We start from the raw sequence: 21686 nt of genomic DNA, 5'->3' as shown, positions 1-21686 counted from the left end.
CTGGCTTAGTGGATTGAATCTATTTGGCTTCAGGTGCGGGCGTTTTTGCTTTTCCCGCCAGCTTTTTTCCCGGACTTAGTACCAGCCTTAAGTTGCAGGGCGAGTCCTTCACTGCGTTCCGCTGACAGGAAATCGCTCTTTTTGATCCTCATGCGATCTATAACCCAGCCAAAGGTGTGTGATAGGTTTAATACTTATCATCTATCTTTTGCTGCGTTCTGCAGCGATGTTGTTTTTCCGGGACAGAAGACAATGAGCCACAGTAAATCGGATGCGTCAGAACATCCGCAGGGAGAAACCGCCGCCAGTAACGGGATCTCCGTTATTGCTTTATTGGTTGCTGCTGCTTTCTTTATGGAGTTTATCGACGGTACGGTGATTGCCACCGCACTGCCGCAAATGGCGATTTCTTTCGGCGTATCAGCGGTCGATCTCAATGCCGGGATGAGTGCGTATATGCTGACGCTGGCGGTACTGATCCCCGCCAGTGGCTGGGCAGCGGAACGTTTTGGTGCCCGCAACGTATTCACCTTTGCTCTCGCCGTCTTTACGCTGGCTTCGCTGTTTTGTGCCATGGCGACCAGCGTCAGTGAGTTTATCATTCTGCGTATTATTCAGGGTGTTGGCGGTGCGCTGATGGTGCCGGTCGGGCGTCTCACGGTGCTGAAAACTACGCCAAAACCACAGTTAATCAAAGCTATCGCCACGCTCACCTGGCCTGCGCTGGTGGCGCCGATCCTCGGGCCGCCGCTCGGTGGGTTCATTACCCATTACGCCTCATGGCACTGGATTTTCTATATCAATGTGCCGCTCGGAATTATTGCGATGATGCTGGCGTGGCGTCTGTTTCCTCAGGCACCTTCCGATGAACCCAAACATTTCGACAAACCGGGGTTCCTGCTCACCGGGCTGGCGATGCTTTCGCTGGTCACCGGTCTGGAGCTGATCAGCCAGGATCATATTTTGTGGACAACCGCCGGGCTGTTACTGGTCGCAGGTGTGGTGCTTTCGGTGCTGGCTGTGCGTCATCTTTACCGTGACCCCGCGCCGATGGTGCATCTGGGGGCGATGGTGATCCCGACATTCCGTATCAGTATGGGCGGCGGTTCGTTGTTTCGCGTGACCATCAGCGCGGTGCCGTTCCTGCTGCCGCTGATGTTACAGGTCGGATTTGGTATGGATCCGTTTCATGCCGGTTTACTGGTGCTGGCGGTGTTTGCCGGTAATCTGGCGATGAAACCGGCGACCACGCCGCTGATCCGCCGTTTCGGCTTCCGTCCGGTGCTGGTGGTGAATGGCCTGCTGAGCGTTTTCTCACTGCTGTTCTGCGCGTTTCTGACGCCGGGCACGCCGGACTGGCTGGTGATGTTATTGCTGTTTCTCGGCGGCCTTAGCCGTTCAATGCAGTTTACCGGTATCAGTACGCTGGCCTTTTCTGATGTGCCTGCAAAACAAATGGCCGATGCTAATACGCTGTTCAGCACGGTACTGCAACTGTCGGTCGGGCTTGGGATCACGGTCGGTGCGCTCGGTACGCGCCTGGGTGAACAACTGGTGGATATGCTGCACTGGGAGTCTGTTCCCGGCATGAGTTTCAAAGTGGCCTTTATTGTTATCGCGGTGCTGACCCTGATTGGCTGGCTGGATATGTTGCGCCTGAAACCGGATGCCGGTTCATCTGTTTCGGGCAAAAAGTAAATCGCTGCTCTATGCTGAGTCGTGTTAATTAACCCCTTTGGGAGACCCCGATGTTCACAGGATTAAGTGCTTTTCCTCTCACCCCGCTGACGGATAAAGGCATTGATGAGAAATCTTTTGTCAGGCTAATGTCGCGTCTGGTGAGTGCGGGTGTGGATTCCATCGGCGCACTGGGCTCGACGGGCAGTTATGCTTATCTGAAACACAGTGAACGTGACCGCGTTGCCCGGCTGGCGGTAGAACACGCTGAGGGTATTCCCGTGATGGTCAGTATCGGTTCAGTGCGTACCTCTGACGTGCTGCACCTTGCGGAAGATGCCCAGCGGGCGGGGGTGAGTGCTGTATTACTGGCACCTGTGTCGTATCAGAAACTCACCAGTGATGAAGTCTTCACGTTGTATGAAACGGTGACCCGCCATCTTTCGGTGCCGTTGTGCGTTTACGATAATCCTGCCACGACGCATTTTGATTTCACCGATGGGCTTTACGGGCGCATCGCGCAACTGCCGCATGTTGCCAGTATCAAAATCCCCGGGTTATCTGCTGACCCTGTTGCCACGCAAAAACGTCTGGCGGCGCTTCGTCCGTTGGTTCCGGCGCATGTGACGCTCGGCGCGGCGGGTGATCTGGCTGCTGCCACGGTTCTGACGCAGGGCGGCGATGTGTGGTATTCGGTCATTGCCGGATTGTTCCCGGAAATTCCGGTGGCGATCACACGTGCAGCACAAAACGGGGATACCCAAACTGCGCAGTCTTTATCGGCACAGCTTGAGCCGTTATGGGAATTGTTCCGCCAGCACGGAAGCCTGCGCGTTGTGGCAGCCGCCGCAGAAATTCTCGGCCTGGTTTCTGCCCCATGTCTGCCGTTACCGCTTCAGTCTGTTACGGGTGATGAACGCCAGCGACTGGCACGTGTTATTGAACAGCTTAATTTGCGAGCCTGATATTCGCGGCGGAAATATTTCCGCCGATATTTATTTCATCTGCGCAGCAGGTAAGAGTTATTTATTTTATAAATAGATGGCATTGCTATTATTCATCATGTTTATTAATTTCTGATACATAGAAAGTTCCTCTTTTTGCCTTTCACCCTGTGTTAGACTGGGTTGCCTAAAAATGAAGTTTCAACTTTCGTCGATGTGATTATTTAAAAAATAAGGATATTTATGCTGACACAGGCAAAAAGTAGGCATCAGTCCAAAGATGACCTTTTTCTTCAAAGACTTAAAAATAAACAACTCGCGAAACTCACTCAGACAATAAAAAATACCAGCCATACATACGAGTTTCAAAATAAGTTGGCGCACGATCGTAATTTCAATAACATAGAGAAAACCGTTCAGGAGTCCTGGGCTGCTGCTGTTATTCTCAGGAATGCCAATGTCTTCGGCGAAACGGTTTATAAACTCTGCGGTAAGTTAAAGAGCATATGGTCAGAAAGTAATAACTCTGAGGAGTTTGCTTTTTTTAAAAAAGAAGTTGAAGCAGATGTTGATATCGATGGTCAGTTTGCAAGAATATCCAAACAGGATATTACCTCTGTTCTGTTGTCTGCAGAATATTCAGCAGAAATGTTCGTCAGAAAAATACAGTTACTTAAATCGATGGGGACGTTTATCATCGATCATGCGATTCATGATGCGGGTAAATATGCGTTTTTGTTTAAAAATAATGCCTCCCCGGTGGAAAAAATAAAACAAAGGAACAGACCGGCCAGTCTGTTCACTGTCAGGGGGCGGAGCGGCGTGCTATCGAAAACTTATCGTGAAGACATCGGTATTCTTGATAAAGCCACCTTCGATCAGCTTGACCCAAAACTGCAAAAAATATTAACCATTAATGGACTGACGAAAATTCGACCGCTTTTTAGGACCCGGATCAGTCACAAACTGGCTGATGGCAGTCGCGCATTTGTGGAACGTATGTTTGACCGCGATAACCCTTTGCTCGCCTCTATCTCCGGCAGTACCGCAGACATATTTATTGCAGCAGAAGTTCTTGACGATAAACTGAATCAGTCTCAGCTTGATCAGTTAACTCTTTCCGCTATTGCCCTGATTGTCGGGGGCGGCTATCATGCTATGCACGAAGTCATTAATATCCGTTCACCACACCTTAATGTTATCGCCAGCATTGAAAGCCAGATGCGACTAAAAAATTGTAGTGCAGAGTTGCAGGAATATATCGCGGCTTTACATGATGCCTGCGACCGGCTCAGATAATTTATTCCCCCGCTTTTTACCGGCAGGGTCCTGCACAGTGAGGATGCTGCCGCTTTTACGTCACGGCTTCTGCATTCACCCTTTTTGTTGATTACCATCCCTATGATTGCGCTGAAATTGCTCAGGATGGCAGCCTTTTGACTTTTAAGTCCTGCGCCCTGTCGGCAAAGCAGAACCATTTATCTTATTAATAGATATTTTCCATTTCTATTATTCATTAAGTTTATTAATAAACCTAAACTAACGATTTAATCCGTTTGGTTATTTCCTTGTGTTAGACTCCGCTGCCAAAAAATGAAATCTGATTTTTTGCAGAAGTGATTCTTTTAAATAATAAGGAAATTTATGCTGCCACAGGCAAGAAATGGATCCCAGTCCAAAGATGATTTATTTATATACAGATTGAAAAACAAACAACTTGCTCAACTCACCAGCACGAAAAGAAAGTTAAGCCATACTTATGAGTTTCAGGGGAAGTTGGTACATGATCGCAATTTCAACAATATAGAGAAAACGGTTCAGGAATCCTGGGCTGCCGCCGTTATTCTCAGGAATGCCCCTGTTTTTGGTGAGACGATTTATATTCTTTGCGCTAAGTTTGCGAAGATATGGTTAAAGAATAACGGCTCTGAAGAATTTGATTTTTTTGCAAAGGAAGTTGAAAAAAATGTAGATACCACTGGCCAGTTTGCAAGGGTATTCAAACAGGATATTACCTCCACCCTTCTGTCATCAGAATATTCAGCAGAAATTTTCGCAAAAAAAATACTGCTAGTTAAGGCTATGGGTGAATTTATCATCAATCATGCCATTAATGATGCGGGGAAATACCCATTTCTGTTTAAAGATAATGTTCCTCCGGTAGCAAAAATAGTGCAAAGAAACAGGCCTGACAGTCTGTTCACCGTGAGGGGACGCAGTGGCGTGATGTCGAATACCTACCGTGAAGATATCGGTATTCTTGACCAAGCCGTCTTCAGTCAGCTTGATCCGAAACTGCAAAAAATATTAACCATTAACGGCCTGACGAAAAACAGACCGCTTTTCCGTACCCGTATCAGTCATAAACTGGCAGACGGCAGTCCGGCATTTGTTGAACGCATGTTTGATCGTGATAATCCTTTGCTGGCTTCTATCTCGGGCAGCACCGCCTGTTTATTTACGGCGGCAGATGTTCTGGACGATAAACTGAGTCAGTCTCAGCTTGATCAGATAACCCTGTCCGCTATCGCCCTGTTCGTCGGGGGCGGCTATCATTCCGTGCACGAAATCATCAATATCCGTTCACCGCATCTTAATATTATGGCAAGCATTGAGAGCCAGATGCGGCTTAAAAACCGTGGTGCGGAATTGCAGGAATATGTGGCGGCTTTACATGCCTCACGCGATCTTCTGAGATAATTTGCTATTCCCCTCTATTTTAACGGCGACACCCTCCCGCGGGGGGATGCCGCCGCTTTTATGTCACGCAACAAACAGCCACCCTTTTTGACCCTTATTCCCCCGTTTGATTTCGCTTAAATCGCTTAAGGTGGCAGCATCATGAACCTTTTCTGCCTGCGCGCTGGCGCGGTGCAAAACCACTAAAGGCTATTCAGGCGTGGCAAAATCATTTTTACGCAGTGGCAGTCTCAACGACATCCTCGCGCTGGGCGAAAACGGGCAGCCGGTATACGCATCAGCCCTGCAATTACGGGAAACCTTACGCCTGCGTAAACAACCCGCAATCGCGGATTGTCTGGCTATTCCTCAACTCAATGAGGCCGGTGACCGTCTCGACTGGTATTCCCCTCGCGAAGGCAAAGTGGTTTCCTGGGCGGCTGCCACGGACGCGGCGCGTGCCTCGGCCTTACGTCAGCTGGAAAACTGCCTCGATGTCGTGTCGCAAATCAGCAAAGCCGCTAAATCCTCTGAAAAATCAGCCAGTCAGTTTTTTGGTGCGCTACTGGAAAAAGCCTTTCGTTTTCCGGATCAGAACCACGTTTATCTGGTCGGCGGCCAGCCTGTTCTGACGTTCTGGGGCTTTGTCAGCCTCGACAGCACAGCCAGTGCCGAACCTTTTGCCGCCCTGCGCGATACGCTCAAAGCTGACGAACCGTTGCCTTCACTTTCGCTGGCCGCCGAAAAAGTCAAAACGCCTGAACCGGTTATCGCGCCTGAAGCGCCATTGCGTGTGATAAAAACCATTGAGGCGCGCGCCGCAGAACAGGAGGCCGTCACGCCTGAACCGGTTGCTGCACCGCGCCGTAAAATATCGCCACTGATCTGGGCACTGCCGGTGGCGGCGCTGGTCGTGGCCGGTTCGGCTGCGGGCTGGTTGTATTCGCGCACGCCTGCACCGAAAGCTGAGATAGCTCAAACCGAAACCCGGAAACCTGCTCCGGTAGCCGAACCTGCGGTGATCGCCCCGCCACCGGTTGCTGAACCTGCGAAGGCACCGGAAGTTACAGCATCAGAAGTGAAAGCATCAGAAGTGAAAGCCCCGCAAGCCGCGCCTGCTGCTGTAGTGGTGCCTGCGCCAGAGCCGGTCGCGGAAGTCGAGAAAACGCCGGTAGTGGCAGAGCCTGCCCCAGCGCCAGTCAGCAAAAATGCGCTGGTACTTCCGCCGGATGCGGTAAAAATCGGTTCGACGAAATTCCTCAACGGCAACTGGAATGGCATCGTTGAAATCAAAGACCCGGTTACCGGCAAGCCGCCGGTGCTGCGTTATCAGTTCAAACAGGGTCAGGGTACGGTGAAAATTACCTATGGTGCAGGTGTTACCTGTCGCGCGCCGGTTAATGCCGGGCTGATGCAGTCAGGGAATCTGGTGATCAATACCCGTTACAGAGCGAAATGCAGTGACGGCTCCCGCTATCAGATGCCGGAAATCAGTTGTACCCAGGGCGCGACTGGCGCTGCCGTGTGTCAGGGCCGTTATAACGGCGACACGGTTTACCCAATGACGATTAAGCGCGAAGGTAAATAAGACCATGCTGGCAACCATTACTGATTTTAAACAAAAGATTACTCTGATCCGGGACAGCGGCATCCAGTTCCTCGACTTCTCGCTTAAGCCGGTCTGGGATCTCGAACTGCCTGCCAAATTTGTGCGTAAAAGTGCCAACGGCCCGCTGTTGCGACTGGATTATAATCCGCAAAATGGCCGTCACTTTTTACCGGCAACCGATGGCGGCGCGCCGGAAGTCGTGCGCCCCGAGTTCAGTTTTCCGCTGGAACAGTCGCTTAAATTGCTGGATCAAATCTGGCTGCCGCTGCCTTTCCTGCGCTTTAATCCGCCGCGCACTTTCATGGCCGGCCCGGATAACTGGGCGCGGGTGCAAATCCGTCAGCTGGATACGCCGGAAGCGGACGGCAGCACGCACCGCGTGGTGATTGCTTTTGATACCCGCGTGGTGGAAGGCGATGATGAACAAACTCAGCTCGCCCCTACGCCTGATGATGTGAAAAACGGCATCAGTTTTGCGCTGGCCTGGCATAACGACGAACTGCCGGATTTCCTTGACCAGACCTGGGTTGACGGCTGGCTGCGTGAAGTGTTTACCGAACAATCCGCCATTCGCGAAAAGCGTGAGGCACGCAACATCAAAGTTGCCCTGCGCGAGTTTGAATATCAGGCGCACTACCTGAATTTGCTGGAAATGCTCGGCAGTCAGCTGGGTATTCCGGAGCTTAAAATCAGCGGCGCCACCTTGCAGGAACCGGCGATCAACGTGGATTTGATCCTCGATGTCGGTAACTCGCATACCTGCGGCATTCTGGTTGAAGATCACGTTGGCGAAACAGACGGTCTGAAGCAGACCAGCGAACTGCAACTGCGCGACCTTTCTCAGCCGCATTTTCTCTATAACGAACTGTTCGAAAGCCGCGTGGAGTTTGCTCAGGCGCGCTTCGGCAAACCTAACTTTTCTGCCGAAAGTGGCCGGGATGATGCGTTTATCTGGCCGTCGATTTTACGTGCCGGTCGCGAAGCCAGTCGTCTGGCTTTACTGCGCGAAGGCACCGAAGGATCAACCGGGATTTCCAGCCCGCGCCGCTATTTGTGGGATGAAGACAGTTATACGCCGGGCTGGCGTTTCAGTCAGGGCAGGCACGGCGCGATCACTGAACCGGTCGCGGCGGCCATGCCGCTGACGTTTCTGATTAACGATGAAGGCCAGCCGCTGTCTGATTTGCCTGTTGAAGATCGTCTTCCGGTGTTTTCGGCGCACTACAGCCGCAGTTCTGTGATGACGCTGATGTTGTCCGAACTGCTGGCGCAGGCGCTGATGCAAATCAACAGCCCGGCTCAGCGAACCAAAATGCTGCGATCTTCCGCCCCGCGTCAGTTACGCAATATCATTCTTACCCTGCCTTCGGCGATGCCTAAACCGGAGCGCGAAATCTTCCGCCGTCGTATGCAGGAAGCGATTGGTCTGGTGTGGAAATCGATGGGCTGGCATCCGTCTGATGACGGTTTTAAACATCCGGCTGACAAGGCCAAAAGCCTGATGCCGGTACCGGATGTGCAGATGGAATGGGACGAAGCCACCTGTGGTCAGATGGTGTATCTGTATAACGAAACGCAGGTGAATTTCGGCGGACATACCGGTGAATTTTTTGCCAGCATGGCGCGTCCTGACCGTGAACTGGCGGATGACGAACCAGTTGGCAAAACCCTGCGCATCGCCTCCATTGATATCGGCGGCGGTACAACCGATCTGGCTATCACCCAATACTGGCTGGATGACGGTATGGGGAATAACGTCAAAATCACCCCGCGTCTGCTGTTCCGCGAAGGCTTCAAAGTGGCGGGCGACGATATTCTGCTCGACGTTATTCAGCTCTACATTTTGCCAGCGCTTCATGCAGCATTGAAAAAGGCCGGTCTGGCGAATCCTGACGGGCTGATGACACGTCTGTTCGGCAGCGAAGGTCGCATGGACGGGCACGCAACGCTGCGCCAGCAAAGCACGTTGCAAATTTTCATTCCGCTGGCCCATGCGGTGCTGGAAGTGTATGAACGCTTTGACCCGCTGGACACCCACGCGGAAATTGACGCACCGTTTGGTGAGTTGCTGGAACAGCCGCCGACGCAAAAAGTGCTCGATTATCTGCACACAGAAATCCAGCGCGTGCTGCCTGCCGGTTCCGCGGTCTTTGATATTTTGCACACACCGCTGGTGCTCAAGCTCAGTAAGCTGCACGGCGAGTTTTTATCCAACCGGATGAGTATTACTCAGAATCTGCGTTCACTGTGTGAAGTCGTGTCGTTGCATGATTGCGATGTCCTGCTGCTGACCGGCCGCCCTTCGCGTTTCCCGGGGATTCAGGCGTTGTTCCGTCACCTGCAACCGCTGCCGATTAACCGCATGTTATCGCTCGACGGTTATCACACCAGCGGCTGGTACCCGTTTAATAAACTCGGTCGCATCGATAACCCGAAATCTACCGCCGCCGTGGGCGCAATGCTGTGTCTGCTGGCGCTGGATCTGCGTCTGCCGGGCTTCTATTTCAAAGCCGGTGATTTCCAGCCTTATTCGACGGTACGTTATCTGGGTATGCTCGATGGCAATCAGGCGCTGACCGACGAGAACGTCTGTTACAGCGATATTGACCTCGATGCCCATGATTACAAACTCGACAGCGCGGCCAGTTTCCGTATTCGTGGTGCCATTTGTCTGGGCTTCCGTCAGCTGGAAAATGACCGCTGGCCTGCGTCACCGCTGTATACCCTGTCAATTGCCGAACCTGAACTGGCGCGTAAAGTGGCCGGTGACAGCGTGCTGCGGGTGAAACTGGCGGTGAAAAAAGGCGAAGACCACCCGACGCCTGAATTTTTTGATATTGCCAGCGCAGTGCTGGATAACGGCACCAAAGTGCCCGTTCATCACCTGCGTCTGCGGCTAAATACACTGGGCGAAAGCCATTACTGGATCGACAGTGGGAGCGTATTCGTCTCATGACAACCAGCACAACAGCAACAATCCCGGAACAGGCAGTGACTACAAATGTGCTGCAACGTCAGTTTGCCGCCGCGTCTGACACCATCGGTGACGCGCTGAACTGGGTGGAAAACACCCGCGCTCAGGCACCGCGTTTAGATCTCGAAGCAGACCGGCTGAATTTGCAGTTAAAACGCTGCCGCGATAAAGCGCAGCGTCTGGCACTGGCCTGCGAGCTGCCGCCCGCGCTGGGCTTTTACGGTCATTCTCAGGCGGGAAAATCCTATCTGATCTGCTCGCTGGCAGCGGGGAATTATGGCCGGCTGGAAACCCGTCTGGGCGGCGTTACGCTGGATTATCTGACGCAAATTAATCCGGGCAACCGCACTGCACGCCTTGCCACCCGCTTCACCCGTCAGTCTGATGTGCGCGACCGGGCTTTCCCGGTGCGCGTGTTGTTACTGAATGAGCCTGATCTGGCCCGCATTGTTATCCGCGCCTTCAAGCCGGACAGTCATTATCACGTGCCGGATACGCAGCAGATCACCGAGCATCTGAATAAGCTGATGATGCATCGCCAGCCGGAGCCGGTTGAAGGCTTCAGCAGCGAGCAGATGATGGGATTATGGGATTCTATGATTCGGCTGGATGCCCGCCGTTTTCGCCACCTCAATGCGCATTTTTGGCCGGTTGCGGTAAATCTCGCGCCGTATCTGAATGTCGATGACCGTGCGCGTTTGTTTTCCATACTGTGGGACAACGTGCCCGCGCTGACCACGGCTTACCGTCATTACGCGCATACGCTGCAACATCTGGGCGGCGCAAAAAGTCTGCTGGCTCCGCTCAGTGTGCTGGTTGATGATGCGATGCAACCGGCGGATGGGATCTTCAGTCAGTCTCCGGCTTTTGACATTGAGATTTCTGTCTGCCCCGAATTTGAAGGTACGGTCACTGCGCCGGTGACGTTGTCACTTGAAGAGCTGACCCTGCTGGCCGCTGAAGTGCAAATCCCCCTGCTTTCGCCGCCACGCGAAGCGTTATTCGAACAGTTTGATTTACTGGATTTACCGGGCTACGGCAGCGCTGAAAACGATGAAAGTGACGATGATGGCGGTGATGATATCAGCCCGCTGTTTCGTGCCAAAGTCGCTTATCTGCCGGAACGTTACACCGACCGCCATGAGATGAATATGCTGATGGTCTGCACCGCTGCGGATAAACGCGATGATGTGGTCGCCGTGGGCCGGATGCTTGAGCATTGGGTGAAAGAGATGCACGGCGAAAACACACAGGTGCGCAGCCGCCGTAAACCAGGGCTGGTGTGGGTGCTGACCCCGTTCGACCGGCGGATGACGCAGTCTGTGCATTTCGACGAGGCCGTCCAGCGTCATGTCGGCAATCCGGGCGATGCCTGGGGCGCGCTGCTGGCGATGGACGAGCGGGGTCTGCAACGCATGGCGGATTATCTGGTGGCTGAAATTCGTCCTGATGTGCGTCTCAACCGTTTGAGTGAATTGCGTGATGAACTGCATCGTGAACTGGCAGATAACCTGCTGGGTCGCTGGTATCAGGAAGGCGAAGCGGCTGACCCGTTGCAGAAACAGCGCACGGTACAAACAGTGATTAAAGCGCTGCAAACCCGCACCGGCGTTCATGGCGAACTCCTGGAAAAGCTGTTGCCGGGCCGCGACGAGCTGCACCGTATTTATCTGGAGCATACCGGCCAGCCAGTGGAGTCCGGAGCTCAGGATCAAAACGGTGCAGAGAGTTTTGGTATTGGCATCGATATTGATCTGTTCGCTGAACAACAGGACGCGCCAGTCTGGCAGGCTAAACCGGATGACGGCACCGCCTTTGCCCGTCAGGTACAGCGTTACTGGATCAACCATCTGCGCAGCCTGCCGGAAAACGAACCCTTGATCGCCCTGCTTGGCGTGGCGAAACCGACGGTTGAATTGCTGATGGAAGAGCTGATCACCGCCAGTTTCCGACTTAATATGGGCGATGCGCTGGTGCGGTCTCTGGGCAGCACATTACCGGCGGGCGCGCGTGAACACGATCATCATGCCGACCGGCAGGTTTCCCGTGCGCTGACCGTGCTGGGTGATTTTGTGGCGTGGCTGGGTTTTGAAAAACAACCGGAAGCTGAGCGTCCGGAAAGCCGTATTAACAAAGGCCACAAGATTTTCGCCAAACCGAAGAAAAGTGTCGCCAGCTGGAAATCATCCCAGCGCCTGACCAAACTATCGGCTACTCCGACCAATTCCACCGCGTTTTATATCTACGACTGGCTGGTGGGTTTGCAGGAAAGCATCATGCGTAATGCAGGTTACGCAGCGGGCGGTGAAATCCCGGCAACACAGCGCGACAGTCTGGCGCGGTTGCTGAAGGTGTTGAGAGTCGCAAGCTGATAAAAAAACCGGGACATCAGCGTGGTGTTCCGGGTTTAGGTATGACCGGTGTGGGTTATTGTTTAAAAGAAGATTTAAAAAGTGTTTGCTGGCAGCATGCACCCTGAATTTTTTTCTACATACTCCTCAGCACAATAAGTAAAATCATGTGCAAATGATCACGGCCTCATGAACAAACCGGACAGCAAGATGAATGTAACCCGCATTACTCCCTCTTTTATTTTCCCGACAAAAATCACGCATAAACACAGCCGGTACCGAGGGCTTTCCATGCTGTCCGGTGTATTTTTATTTATCACACTTTTCAATACACCAGCCTATGCCGGCTGGTATCAGGTACGTAATTACACAGGGTTTGTAGGTAGCTATCCCGTTCATGTCTCACTGCAAAACTATGATGAGTTAAATCGTGGAGAGGCCAGTCAGCAAAAAATTGACGGGAGTTACTATTATGATGCAAACCGGCGCCCTATCGCTTTAGTGGGTACGCGCCATGCGGATGGCAAGATGGTTCTTTGCGAAGCGACGCCTCCCGATACTCTCGGAGACAGTCCGGTGGTGCCGAAGCCGACATCCGCACGTCCCAATCCTTGTCCGATTGAACTCAGCGTTGAGAGCGGAAAAGTGACGGGTATCTGGAATGACGGAAAAAAATCCCTGGATATACGTCTGCAAGAAGTGGCTCAACTTGATAACACTGACGACAAAAGTCAGGAGATAAAACCTGCCGGGGATGTCGACATTCCTATGTGGTATCACACGAAAACGCATTTATTAATAGGGGTTTACCAGCAAGCGCAGGACTGTGCCTTTTCAATGAGGAAGCTGCGGTTCATTAATATCCGAACGGGTAAAACGGACAAAGAAATGGCATTTGAATGCGGTGCTGGCACCGTCGCAACCTCCATTTACAGTAATGTGTGGCAAGGAAGCAGTGATAAACATGTCACGATTGAATTCCCTGGTGGCTTTAACAATATGGGTGAAGACAGAGATGTTTTGATTGAGTAAGCGCAGAGTGACCGGCTGCTGAAAAAGCGCAATCTGAGTTACACAAAATGCCGGTAAGGCGACTATAAGTATGGGGTCAGGAAATTTCATTCACCGCTCTGAGCGTTCGCAAAGAGCCGAAAAGGAGTCCATATGACTGATATCGCTAAGTTACTCGGCAAAGAAGCTGATTCACTGCTGCAGCATCAATGTTCCACCATCACCGCCGATCAGCTTTATCTTCCCGGCAGCGATTTTGTTGACCGTGTAATGATCGACAATAACCGCTCTCCCCGCGTGCTGGCCGCAATGCAAAACTTGTATAACACCGGACGCTTAGCCAAAACGGGTTATCTGTCCATTTTGCCGGTGGATCAGGGCGTCGAGCACTCCGCAGGCGCTTCCTTTGCCGCGAATCCCCTCTACTTCGATCCTAAAAATATTGTCGAACTGGCAATTGAAGCCGGCTGTAACTGTGTGGCATCTACATACGGTGTGCTGGCATCAGTTTCACGCCGCTATGCCCATAAAATTCCGTTCCTGGTCAAGCTGAATCATAACGAAACCCTGAGCTATCCGACGCAATACGACCAGACGTTGTATGCCAGCGTGGAACAGGCATTCAATCTTGGTGCGCAGGCAGTCGGTGCGACGATTTATTTTGGCTCGGAACAATCTCGCCGCCAGATTGAAGAAATTTCAGCCGCTTTCGAGCGTGCGCATGAACTGGGAATGGTCACTGTTTTATGGGCATATCTGCGTAATCCGGCGTTTGTGAAAGACGGCAAGGATTATCATTCCAGCGCCGATTTGACCGGACAAGCCAACCATCTGGCTGCGACCATTGGCGCGGATATCGTGAAACAGAAAATGGCGGAAAATAACGGCGGCTATACCGCGGTGAAATTCGGTTATACCGATGAGCGCGTGTATTCGAAACTGACCACCGATCACCCTATCGATCTGGTACGTTATCAGCTGGCTAACTGTTATATGGGGCGTGCAGGTTTAATTAATTCCGGCGGTGCAGCCGGGGAAAATGATATCCAGGAATCGGTCCGTACGGCAGTTATCAATAAACGTGCTGGTGGCATGGGTCTGATTCTGGGGCGTAAGGCCTTTAAGAAATCTATGAAAGAAGGTGTTGCGTTAATAAACGCCGTGCAGGATGTTTATCTGGATAAGAAAGTCACTATTGCCTGATGGTTTTTTAGCAATGTAAGTCTGACAGTGTAAGTTGAGCAATATGTGTCTGCTGGCCGGAAGGTTTCTTCCGGCTTTTTCAGGCATCATCTCAGAATATTTTGTTTTTAATTAACTTCAGACAGCTGAGTAATTCCGAATCTGATAGAAGATTGAATTTCGCCATTATCTTTCTTTTATGCACGCTGACGGACTTCTCCGCTATCTGCAATTTTCTGGCAATATGCCCCACATCATTACCCGCGTGGATCAGCGTTGCAACTCTGGCCTCTTTTGCAGACAACTCTGGTTGCCTGCAGTTGGCACAATCACGTGGCAACTGGTCAGGACTGCCTGTCGTGTGGTTCGCCCAGCCGCTGATCACCCGTTTTCTGATGTGTTCCAGAGAACTTTTACGGTTAATAAAAATAATGTTAGTAATACACAATGGCAGGTCTGTCATGAACGGCACTGTCCGGCAGTCGTACACGGCAATAATCAGACTGTGCGGAGTGCGTTGCTGAAATAGTGGCTGGCAAATAGTACTTTCGCCAGCGCTGAATCTTTTAACGATAATGTTCGCAGCAGGAATGTTTTCTTCAGTCAAATCAGATATCTGTACAGGAATTTTCTTTTCCAGAGAAAATATCTGCGTAAGGAAATTCTCCATACCATAACGATATGCTGCATTCGGATCATCAAAAATAATATTTAACATGACGGGCTTCAGCTTATTAAGATAATAAATAGCGCCTGTTATCCTCTTGCAGGCTTGCGGCTGATATTACTCAGTTATGGGGAGTGCTCAACATTTTTCGAGTCTACTTTTACACCATAAAAACTGTTGATTTTAAAATTCCCCTGTTCAATGAGTGAATTGTATCTTACGGATACTCCTTTTCTGTAATAACCCCGGATAAAGATAATCCCATGAGGGGTGGTTAATGACTCGCTTCGCCTGCCGCTTAATCTGATTAAACAAAATTCAAAAATTTTATCGGAACATCAAAGCAGTAACGCTAGAATGTTCACTATATTTTCTGCATTCAGCCGATCAAAATTCTCACGGTTGTTTCTCCGACTGTCTCAGGGGGCATACGGATGTTGATAGGGATAGATTTAGGTACTTCAAACTGTGCTGTTTCGATTTGGCAGGACGGTCAGTCTCTGCTGGTTCCCAATGTCTATGGAAAAAATCTGACCCCTTCGGTGGTCGGGATAGACGATGACGGGCATATGCTGGTCGGGGCCCCCGCACATGCACGCTTATTTACTCATCCGGAACTTACCCTCGCCAGTTTCAAACGTTTCATGGGAACGGATCATTCATTCCGACTGGGTAACCAGCATTTTCGTGCTGAAGAACTGTCCGCCCTGCTTCTGCGTAGCCTGAAAGCAGACGTGGAACAGCACTGTGGCTGCAAGTGTGACCGCGCCATCATCACCGTCCCTGCTTACTTCAACGATGTACAACGTAACGCGGTCAGGGCTGCGGGTGAACTCGCAGGGCTGCATGTTGAACGTTTGCTTAACGAGCCGACCGCCGCATCGCTGGCTTACGGACTGGCAAATCAGCAGGAACATAAATTTCTGGTGTTTGACCTGGGCGGCGGCACTTTTGATGTCTCGATCATCGATATGTTTGAAGGCGTGATCGAAGTCCGCGCCAGCAGCGGCGATGTCTTCCTTGGCGGTGATGATTTCACGCGCAGTCTTGCCAGCTGGATGTTGAACCAATATCCCCGTCTGGATAAAGAAAATACCGCATTGTTCGGACAATTACTGACACTGGCTGAAAAAGCCAAGTGCCAGCTGACGACTGAAGAGAGCACCACGCTGCAATACCAGTGGCAGGGCGAAACTCTTAGCTGGAACCTCACTACTGACATTCTGTTGCAGTGCTGCGAAAGCACGCTGGAGCGGATGAAAAAGCCGGTGATGCAGGCACTGCGTGATGCCAGATTCTCGGCCGATGAAATGGATCACATCGTGCTGGTTGGTGGTGCCACGAGGATGCCGCTGGTACGTCAGGCGGTAGCTCGTCTGTTCGGGCGCTTCCCACGCTGTGAGTTGCAACCCGATGAAGCCATTGCAATCGGGGCCGGTATTCAGGCCGGACTGGTGCTTCAGGATCAGGCACTCGACGATATTGTTCTCACTGACGTGATGCCATTTACACTCGGCATCGCTACTTCGCGTCGCAAGGGCGAAGGTTATGAAGATGGTCATTTCCTGCCGCTGATTGAGCGCAACAGTTTTGTGCCAGTGAGCCGGGTCGAAACCATCATAACGGTGTTTGACCAACAGAAACATCTGGATATCTGCGTTTATCAGGGAGAGTCCCGGCTTGTTTCCGATAACGTACTGCTCGGCATGCTCAGAGTTGATGTTCCTCCTCTCCCTGCCGGTGAGGCCAGCGCTGACGTCCGTTTCACTTACACTCTGGATGGTATTCTGGAGGTGGAGTGCAAGATCAACAGAACGGGTCTGAGCGAAAAACTGGTCATAGAAAAAGCGCCGGGCAGCCTCACACCCGAGCAAATTACAGAAAGCCTGCGAAAACTCGATGCCATCAAACAGCATCCGCGTGAACAACTGGTTAACCGGCAACTGGTGGCCGAAGCGAACGCGTATTATGAGCAGAGCCTCGGTGAACAGCGACAATATATTGCCGATCACCTGTACCACTTTGAACGAATTCTTGATACGCAGGATGCCCGCCAGATCGCAGCAGCCCGCGAGGAAATCGAGGAACTGATCGCGTATCTGCGCAAGGAATGGGAGTAAACGGATGGGCATCTGGTCAGTCTTAGACATCGAACCTACTGATGATCTGAGCATTATCAAACGCGCTTACGCCCGGAAATTGAAAACCACGCGGCCAGATCAAGATCCAGAAGGCTATCAGCGGCTGAGGGAGGCGTTCGAGCAGGCGAAGGGTTATGCGGCGCGCTCTTTGCAGAGTGACGTTGCCACGGAGATTGTCGATGAATCCCCTTCTTTCACCTTACCGACGCCGGTTCACATTGAGCCTTTAAAAGAGCTCACGCCAGATATTGATGATGCGCTGGAGCAAGAATTAGAGGCGTTAAAGCCGGTGACAGAAATCATTGATGTCATGATGGAAGATGAAACCGAAGGCCTGAGCCTGCTGAAATCCGCGCTATCCGGCGGGCTTTTACAAAATCTGCGTCTGCGGGAAGTATTCAGTCAGGAACTGGCTGCGCAACTGAGTGAGCGCGAGGGACTGTATTCGGCACTGCTTATTCATGTTTCAGAGGTCATGGGTTGGGATATTGACCATTATCAGCCGGAAGGTATTTCCCCATACCGGCTGGCGGCACTTCAGCATCAGGTTGAAATGACCGGTGCGAACTATTACTGGTCGCTCATGGAACGGGAGTATCAGAATTCAGCGCTTAACCGTTTGCGCCTGAGACTTCTGACAGTTGAAGGCGCTACGTTGCCGTGGTGGGCCAGACTGGTGCCAGATTTTATGACATCGCTGCACGACAAGCTCAGAGACATCAGGACTTATTATCCTGCACTGTTGCCGCGTTTAAATTCAGTTTTAGTGAAAACGTTGTCTGAAACCCGAGTGGTTTTGCGCTGGGGAATGGTATTTCTGACGGGCTTCTGGCTGTTGCTCATCATGCTGGCGACACGCGAACATCCGGATCCCTGGCGGTCACGTATCATACTCATTGCCATCATTGGCTTGTATATTCACGGCTACAGTTTTCTTGAACAAAAACTCCGTCGGTGGCCGCGAATATTGTGTGGCACGGTGTGCGCGTTCTCGCTGCTGTCGGTCGGTATTATTGTGAAGATAATGTTGGGCTTTTTCACGATGTTTAAGCCTGAAGCGGGAAACCTGGCTATGGCCGTCACCAATTACGCGGTACTCAGTGCCAGCAGTTTTTGCGTGCTATGGATGATGGCGCCAAAACACTGGAAGTGGTATGGCGTTCCACTTAACTCGATGATTATTTTAGTGATTTTTCCCTGGGAGTGTATGAAAAAAGCCTCAGGAGTGGTGGGTGTTGTGGCCTTCATTTTGCTGCTGGGAATGTATTCCCTGCTGATCGCTTTCGGCTTCCGTTAGTTATTGCGGGCGGGCTGCTTTTGATAAGCAAGCCCGCCCGGGTACTTATTCTGTCAGCACCCAGACACTGACACTGCCCCCGGCGCAGAAGAATACTGCCGATCCTTTTTCGTCAGTTTCGATGATCTCTTCGCGGTTACCCAGCAGGTCATGCCATTTTTTATGGCCGAAATTATCGCCCAGTTCGATGGCTTTTTCTCCGGCTTCACTGTTTGACATCACGACGACACAGCCCGGATGCTCGGCGGTACCGCTGCGGCTGAAGGCCAGACAGTTCGGGTGATCAAAATAATCGGTCTGAACGCCCCATGCGTGGGTTTGCCGCGCCTTGATCAGCGTTTCGAGTCCAGGGATCACCGGCATGTCGATGGTGTAACTGTTGCCATCATCGCCTTCATCTTCGTAATTCGCACCGCATAAGTCCGGATAAAAGACGATCGGCACGCCCTGTTCACGCAGTAAGATCAGCGCATAGGCCAGCGGTTTGAACCAGGGTTCAATAGGCGCTTCCAGTGACTGCAACGGCTGGGTGTCGTGGTTTGCCACCAGCGTGACGGCGTGCGCCGGATCGGCGGCTACCAGCGTATTGTCGAAAATCTGGCTCAGGTTGTAATCTGCGCCTTGCTTTGAAGCGTGATGAAAATTCAGCTGCAACGGCGCATCGAAAAGCATGGTTTTGCCTTCGACCTGCTCAATATAATTTTGCAGCGTCGGCACATCGTGCGACCAGTATTCAGCCACGATATAAATCGGTTCTTCTGCCTCATTCTGGACATGATCGATCCAGTCTTTATAAAACCATGCCGGTATGTGCTTGACCGCATCCAGACGGAATCCGGTGCAACCGGTTTGTTCCAGCAGCCAGCGCGCCCAGTATTTAAGCTCTTCGCTGACCGCATTGTTGCGAAAATCGACGTTGGCGCCCATCAGATAATCGTAGTTACCGAATTCGTCATCGACCTGATCATTCCAGCCGCCGCCGGTGTAATCATTAATGATTTTGAAGATGCCATTCTCGTCAGGATTTTCGATATGATCGACGCCGCTGAAGCAGTGAAAATCCCAGATGAATTTCGAATACTGGCCGTTGCGGGCAGCGAATATAAAGCGCGTCCAGGCATCTGCCTCAATGATGTCGTCACTGATTTCTTCACGATTATCGATATTGACGCGGTTTACCTGCACGCGCTCTTTCTCATCCGCACCCATTTTATGATTGAGCACCACATCGAGGATCACGCCCATTCCGTTAGACTTCAGCGCGTCGATGGCGGCGAGTAACCCCTCTTTGTCGCCGTATTTTGTTGCGCGGCTTCCCTTCTGGTCGAATTCACCCAAATCGAATAAATCGTAGGTGTCATAACCAACCGAGTAACCGCCGGAATCCCCTTTATAGGCAGGCGGGAGCCACGCGGCGGTGATACCGGTTTCTGCCAGCCATGCGGCCTTTTCGGCGACTTCCGGCCAGAGTTGTCCTCCGTCCGGGTAATACCAGTGAAAGAACTGAAACAACGTAGGATTCTGCATACAGGCTTTCCATTCAGATGACCGGGAAATGAAGTATGGAGCAGGAATGGAAAAAATGCGGCGCGGAGCAAAAAAAAGCCGGTCAGCGAGGTGACCGGCTTTGAGATTGCGCGGGATTATGATCAGTCAATATCAGGATGCTGCGCAATCAGGTTCTTTCTTTTAGCTTCAAGTTCAACAATCTGCGCGTCAATATCTTCGATTTTCTGTTCGATATTGTCGTGATGTTCCTGAAGGATTTCTTTCGCTTCTGCGCGATCCGACGCGGCTGGCGTCGCACCTTTCAGCGGACGGTTAGCGGTTTCTTTCATGAAGATACCGGTCACCAGGCCGATGATAGCCACCACCATCAGGTAGTAAGCAGGCATATACAAGTTGCCGGTGGCTTCGACCAGCCAGGCGGCGATGGTCGGTGTCAGACCGGCAATCAGCACGGAGATGTTGAAAGCTATCGCCAGCGCGCTGTAGCGGATGTGCGTCGGGAACATGGCCGGCAGGGTCGATGCCATGACGCCGATGAAGCAGTTCAGCAATACCGCGAGGATCAGAAGTCCGGCGAAAATCAGCCCGACAACACCGCTGTTAATCAGAATGAAGCACGGGATAGCCAGAATGAACAGACCCACGCTGCCGACCAGAACAAACGGCTTACGGCCAAAGCGGTCACTCAGCAAGCCCATGAACGGCTGTACAAACAGCATACCGACCATGATGGCGATGATAATCAGCACGCCGTGGTCTTCTGAGTAATGCAGGCTGTGAGACAGGTAGCTCGGCATGTACGTCAGCAACATGTAGTAAGTGACGTTAGTCGCAATCACCATCCCGACGCAGACGATCAGCGGTTTCCACTGCTTGGTCAGAATTTCACGGAAAGAGACTTTCGGCGGCTCTGCAATGTCCTTACGGGAATCGCTGTCGATTTTATCGACGTGCTGCTGGAACGTCGGGGTCTCTTCCAGTGCGTGACGCAGGTAGATACCGATCAGGCCAAGCGGTGCGGCGATGAAGAACGGAATACGCCAGCCCCATTCGAGGAAGTTGGTTTCACCGACAATGCTGGAAATCAATACCACCACGCCCGCGCCGAGGATAAAACCGGCGATAGAGCCGAAGTCCAGCCAGCTGCCGAGGAAGCCACGTTTTCTGTCAGGAGAATATTCGGCAACGAATATCGCTGCGCCGGTGTATTCGCCCCCGACAGAGAAGCCCTGTGCCAGTTTAGCCAGTAACAGCAAAATCGGAGCCCAGATACCGATGGTGGCGTAACCGGGGATCAAACCGATACAGAAGGTACTGACCGACATGATAATGATGGTGACGGATAATACTTTCTGACGGCCAAACTTATCACCCAACGCACCAAAGAACAGGCCGCCCAGAGGCCTGACGAGGAACGGAACGGAGAAGGTAGCCAGTGCGGCAATCATCTGAATGCCCGGATCGGCGCCCGGGAAGAAGACCTGACCCAGTGCAAAAGCGACAAAGCCGTATACACCGAAGTCGAACCACTCCATTGCGTTACCTAACGCAGCTGCGGTGATCGCCTTCTTGAGCTTGGAATCGTCAATGATAGTAATATCGTTGATTTGCATCGGTTTAACGCGTTTCTTTCTTAATCTAATCA

The 21686-nt window shown here is 51.8% G+C and carries 14 protein-coding genes; 11 read left to right on the top strand and 3 right to left on the bottom strand.

The genetic code is table 11. The features are described from left to right. The first annotated feature begins 252 nt into the window (after positions 1-252). The 9 genes from ACM615_RS11735 (at position 253) to fbaB (ending at position 14448) form a co-directional block, all read left to right on the top strand. Positions 253-1698 (top strand): MFS transporter, encoded by a 1446-nt coding sequence (locus ACM615_RS11735; protein ID WP_129640041.1) that lies wholly within the window; start codon positions 253-255, stop codon positions 1696-1698. A 50-nt stretch (positions 1699-1748) separates the two neighbouring features. After that, positions 1749-2642, top strand: a complete 894-nt coding sequence (locus ACM615_RS11730) for a dihydrodipicolinate synthase family protein (protein ID WP_159282770.1) — start codon at positions 1749-1751, stop codon at positions 2640-2642. 222 nt (positions 2643-2864) lie between these two features. Continuing rightward, positions 2865-3920, top strand: a complete 1056-nt coding sequence (locus ACM615_RS11725) for a hypothetical protein (RefSeq protein WP_431011936.1) — start codon at positions 2865-2867, stop codon at positions 3918-3920. Between the two features lie 345 nt (positions 3921-4265). Continuing rightward, entirely contained in the window at positions 4266-5321 is a 1056-nt protein-coding gene (locus ACM615_RS11720; RefSeq protein WP_159282768.1) for a hypothetical protein, read from the top strand. A gap of 199 nt (positions 5322-5520) precedes the next feature. Next, the gene (locus tag ACM615_RS11715; RefSeq protein WP_113878171.1) at positions 5521-6888 is read left to right on the top strand and encodes an SrfA family protein; all 1368 of its coding nucleotides are present in this window, start codon (positions 5521-5523) and stop codon (positions 6886-6888) included. A 4-nt stretch (positions 6889-6892) separates the two neighbouring features. Further along, on the top strand, positions 6893-9865 hold the full coding sequence (locus ACM615_RS11710; protein WP_159282767.1) for a virulence factor SrfB: 2973 nt from the start codon (positions 6893-6895) through the stop codon (positions 9863-9865). Next, on the top strand, positions 9862-12255 hold the full coding sequence (locus ACM615_RS11705; protein ID WP_431011935.1) for a virulence factor SrfC family protein: 2394 nt from the start codon (positions 9862-9864) through the stop codon (positions 12253-12255). The genes ACM615_RS11710 and ACM615_RS11705 overlap by 4 nt, the downstream gene beginning before the upstream one ends. Before the next feature lie 168 nt (positions 12256-12423). Further along, positions 12424-13266: a hypothetical protein gene (locus tag ACM615_RS11700; RefSeq protein ID WP_431011934.1), complete on the top strand. Its 843-nt coding sequence runs from the start codon at positions 12424-12426 to the stop codon at positions 13264-13266. Positions 13267-13398: 132 nt separating this feature from the next. Then, positions 13399-14448, top strand: a complete 1050-nt coding sequence (gene fbaB, locus ACM615_RS11695) for a class I fructose-bisphosphate aldolase (protein WP_112286672.1) — start codon at positions 13399-13401, stop codon at positions 14446-14448. 91 nt (positions 14449-14539) lie between these two features. On the opposite strand, the gene ACM615_RS11690 is transcribed toward fbaB, so the two are convergent. Continuing rightward, complete coding sequence (locus ACM615_RS11690) at positions 14540-15145, bottom strand: helix-turn-helix domain-containing protein (protein WP_112286673.1); 606 nt, start codon at positions 15143-15145, stop codon at positions 14540-14542. A gap of 383 nt (positions 15146-15528) precedes the next feature. On the opposite strand from ACM615_RS11690, the gene ACM615_RS11685 reads away from it, so the two are divergent. Together ACM615_RS11685 and ACM615_RS11680 are read left to right on the top strand one after the other, a co-directional pair. Further along, positions 15529-17214: an Hsp70 family protein gene (locus ACM615_RS11685; RefSeq protein WP_431011933.1), complete on the top strand. Its 1686-nt coding sequence runs from the start codon at positions 15529-15531 to the stop codon at positions 17212-17214. A 4-nt stretch (positions 17215-17218) separates the two neighbouring features. Further along, positions 17219-18532, top strand: coding sequence for a hypothetical protein (locus ACM615_RS11680; RefSeq protein WP_431011932.1), 1314 nt, complete (start codon positions 17219-17221; stop codon positions 18530-18532). 45 nt (positions 18533-18577) lie between these two features. On the opposite strand, the gene amyA is transcribed toward ACM615_RS11680, so the two are convergent. Beyond that, the gene (gene amyA, locus ACM615_RS11675; protein WP_426784800.1) at positions 18578-20059 is read right to left on the bottom strand and encodes an alpha-amylase; all 1482 of its coding nucleotides are present in this window, start codon (positions 20057-20059) and stop codon (positions 18578-18580) included. Positions 20060-20181: 122 nt separating this feature from the next. After that, positions 20182-21684, bottom strand: coding sequence for a glycine betaine/L-proline transporter ProP (gene proP / locus ACM615_RS11670; protein ID WP_431011984.1), 1503 nt, complete (start codon positions 21682-21684; stop codon positions 20182-20184). Between the last annotated feature and the right edge of the window lie 2 nt (positions 21685-21686).

The organism is Rahnella sp. PAMC25617 (assembly GCF_050606005.1).
Classification (GTDB): domain Bacteria; phylum Pseudomonadota; class Gammaproteobacteria; order Enterobacterales; family Enterobacteriaceae; genus Rahnella; species Rahnella variigena.
The sequence above is the reverse complement of the archived record's forward strand: the minus strand, read 5'-3'. Positions and strand labels throughout refer to the sequence as shown.

What these genes read in the sequence shown, in the direction of transcription:
- ACM615_RS11700 (WP_431011934.1), top strand. Translation starts at nt 12,424, where the DNA reads ATGAACAAACCGGACAGCAAGATGAATGTAACCCGCATTACTCCCTCT.
- ACM615_RS11710 (WP_159282767.1), top strand. Translation starts at nt 6,893, where the DNA reads ATGCTGGCAACCATTACTGATTTTAAACAAAAGATTACTCTGATCCGG.
- ACM615_RS11680 (WP_431011932.1), top strand. Translation starts at nt 17,219, where the DNA reads ATGGGCATCTGGTCAGTCTTAGACATCGAACCTACTGATGATCTGAGC.
- ACM615_RS11705 (WP_431011935.1), top strand. Translation starts at nt 9,862, where the DNA reads ATGACAACCAGCACAACAGCAACAATCCCGGAACAGGCAGTGACTACA.
- ACM615_RS11730 (WP_159282770.1), top strand. Translation starts at nt 1,749, where the DNA reads ATGTTCACAGGATTAAGTGCTTTTCCTCTCACCCCGCTGACGGATAAA.
- ACM615_RS11720 (WP_159282768.1), top strand. Translation starts at nt 4,266, where the DNA reads ATGCTGCCACAGGCAAGAAATGGATCCCAGTCCAAAGATGATTTATTT.
- ACM615_RS11690 (WP_112286673.1), bottom strand. Translation starts at nt 15,145, where the DNA reads ATGTTAAATATTATTTTTGATGATCCGAATGCAGCATATCGTTATGGT.
- ACM615_RS11725 (WP_431011936.1), top strand. Translation starts at nt 2,865, where the DNA reads ATGCTGACACAGGCAAAAAGTAGGCATCAGTCCAAAGATGACCTTTTT.
- amyA (WP_426784800.1), bottom strand. Translation starts at nt 20,059, where the DNA reads ATGCAGAATCCTACGTTGTTTCAGTTCTTTCACTGGTATTACCCGGAC.
- ACM615_RS11735 (WP_129640041.1), top strand. Translation starts at nt 253, where the DNA reads ATGAGCCACAGTAAATCGGATGCGTCAGAACATCCGCAGGGAGAAACC.
- fbaB (WP_112286672.1), top strand. Translation starts at nt 13,399, where the DNA reads ATGACTGATATCGCTAAGTTACTCGGCAAAGAAGCTGATTCACTGCTG.
- ACM615_RS11685 (WP_431011933.1), top strand. Translation starts at nt 15,529, where the DNA reads ATGTTGATAGGGATAGATTTAGGTACTTCAAACTGTGCTGTTTCGATT.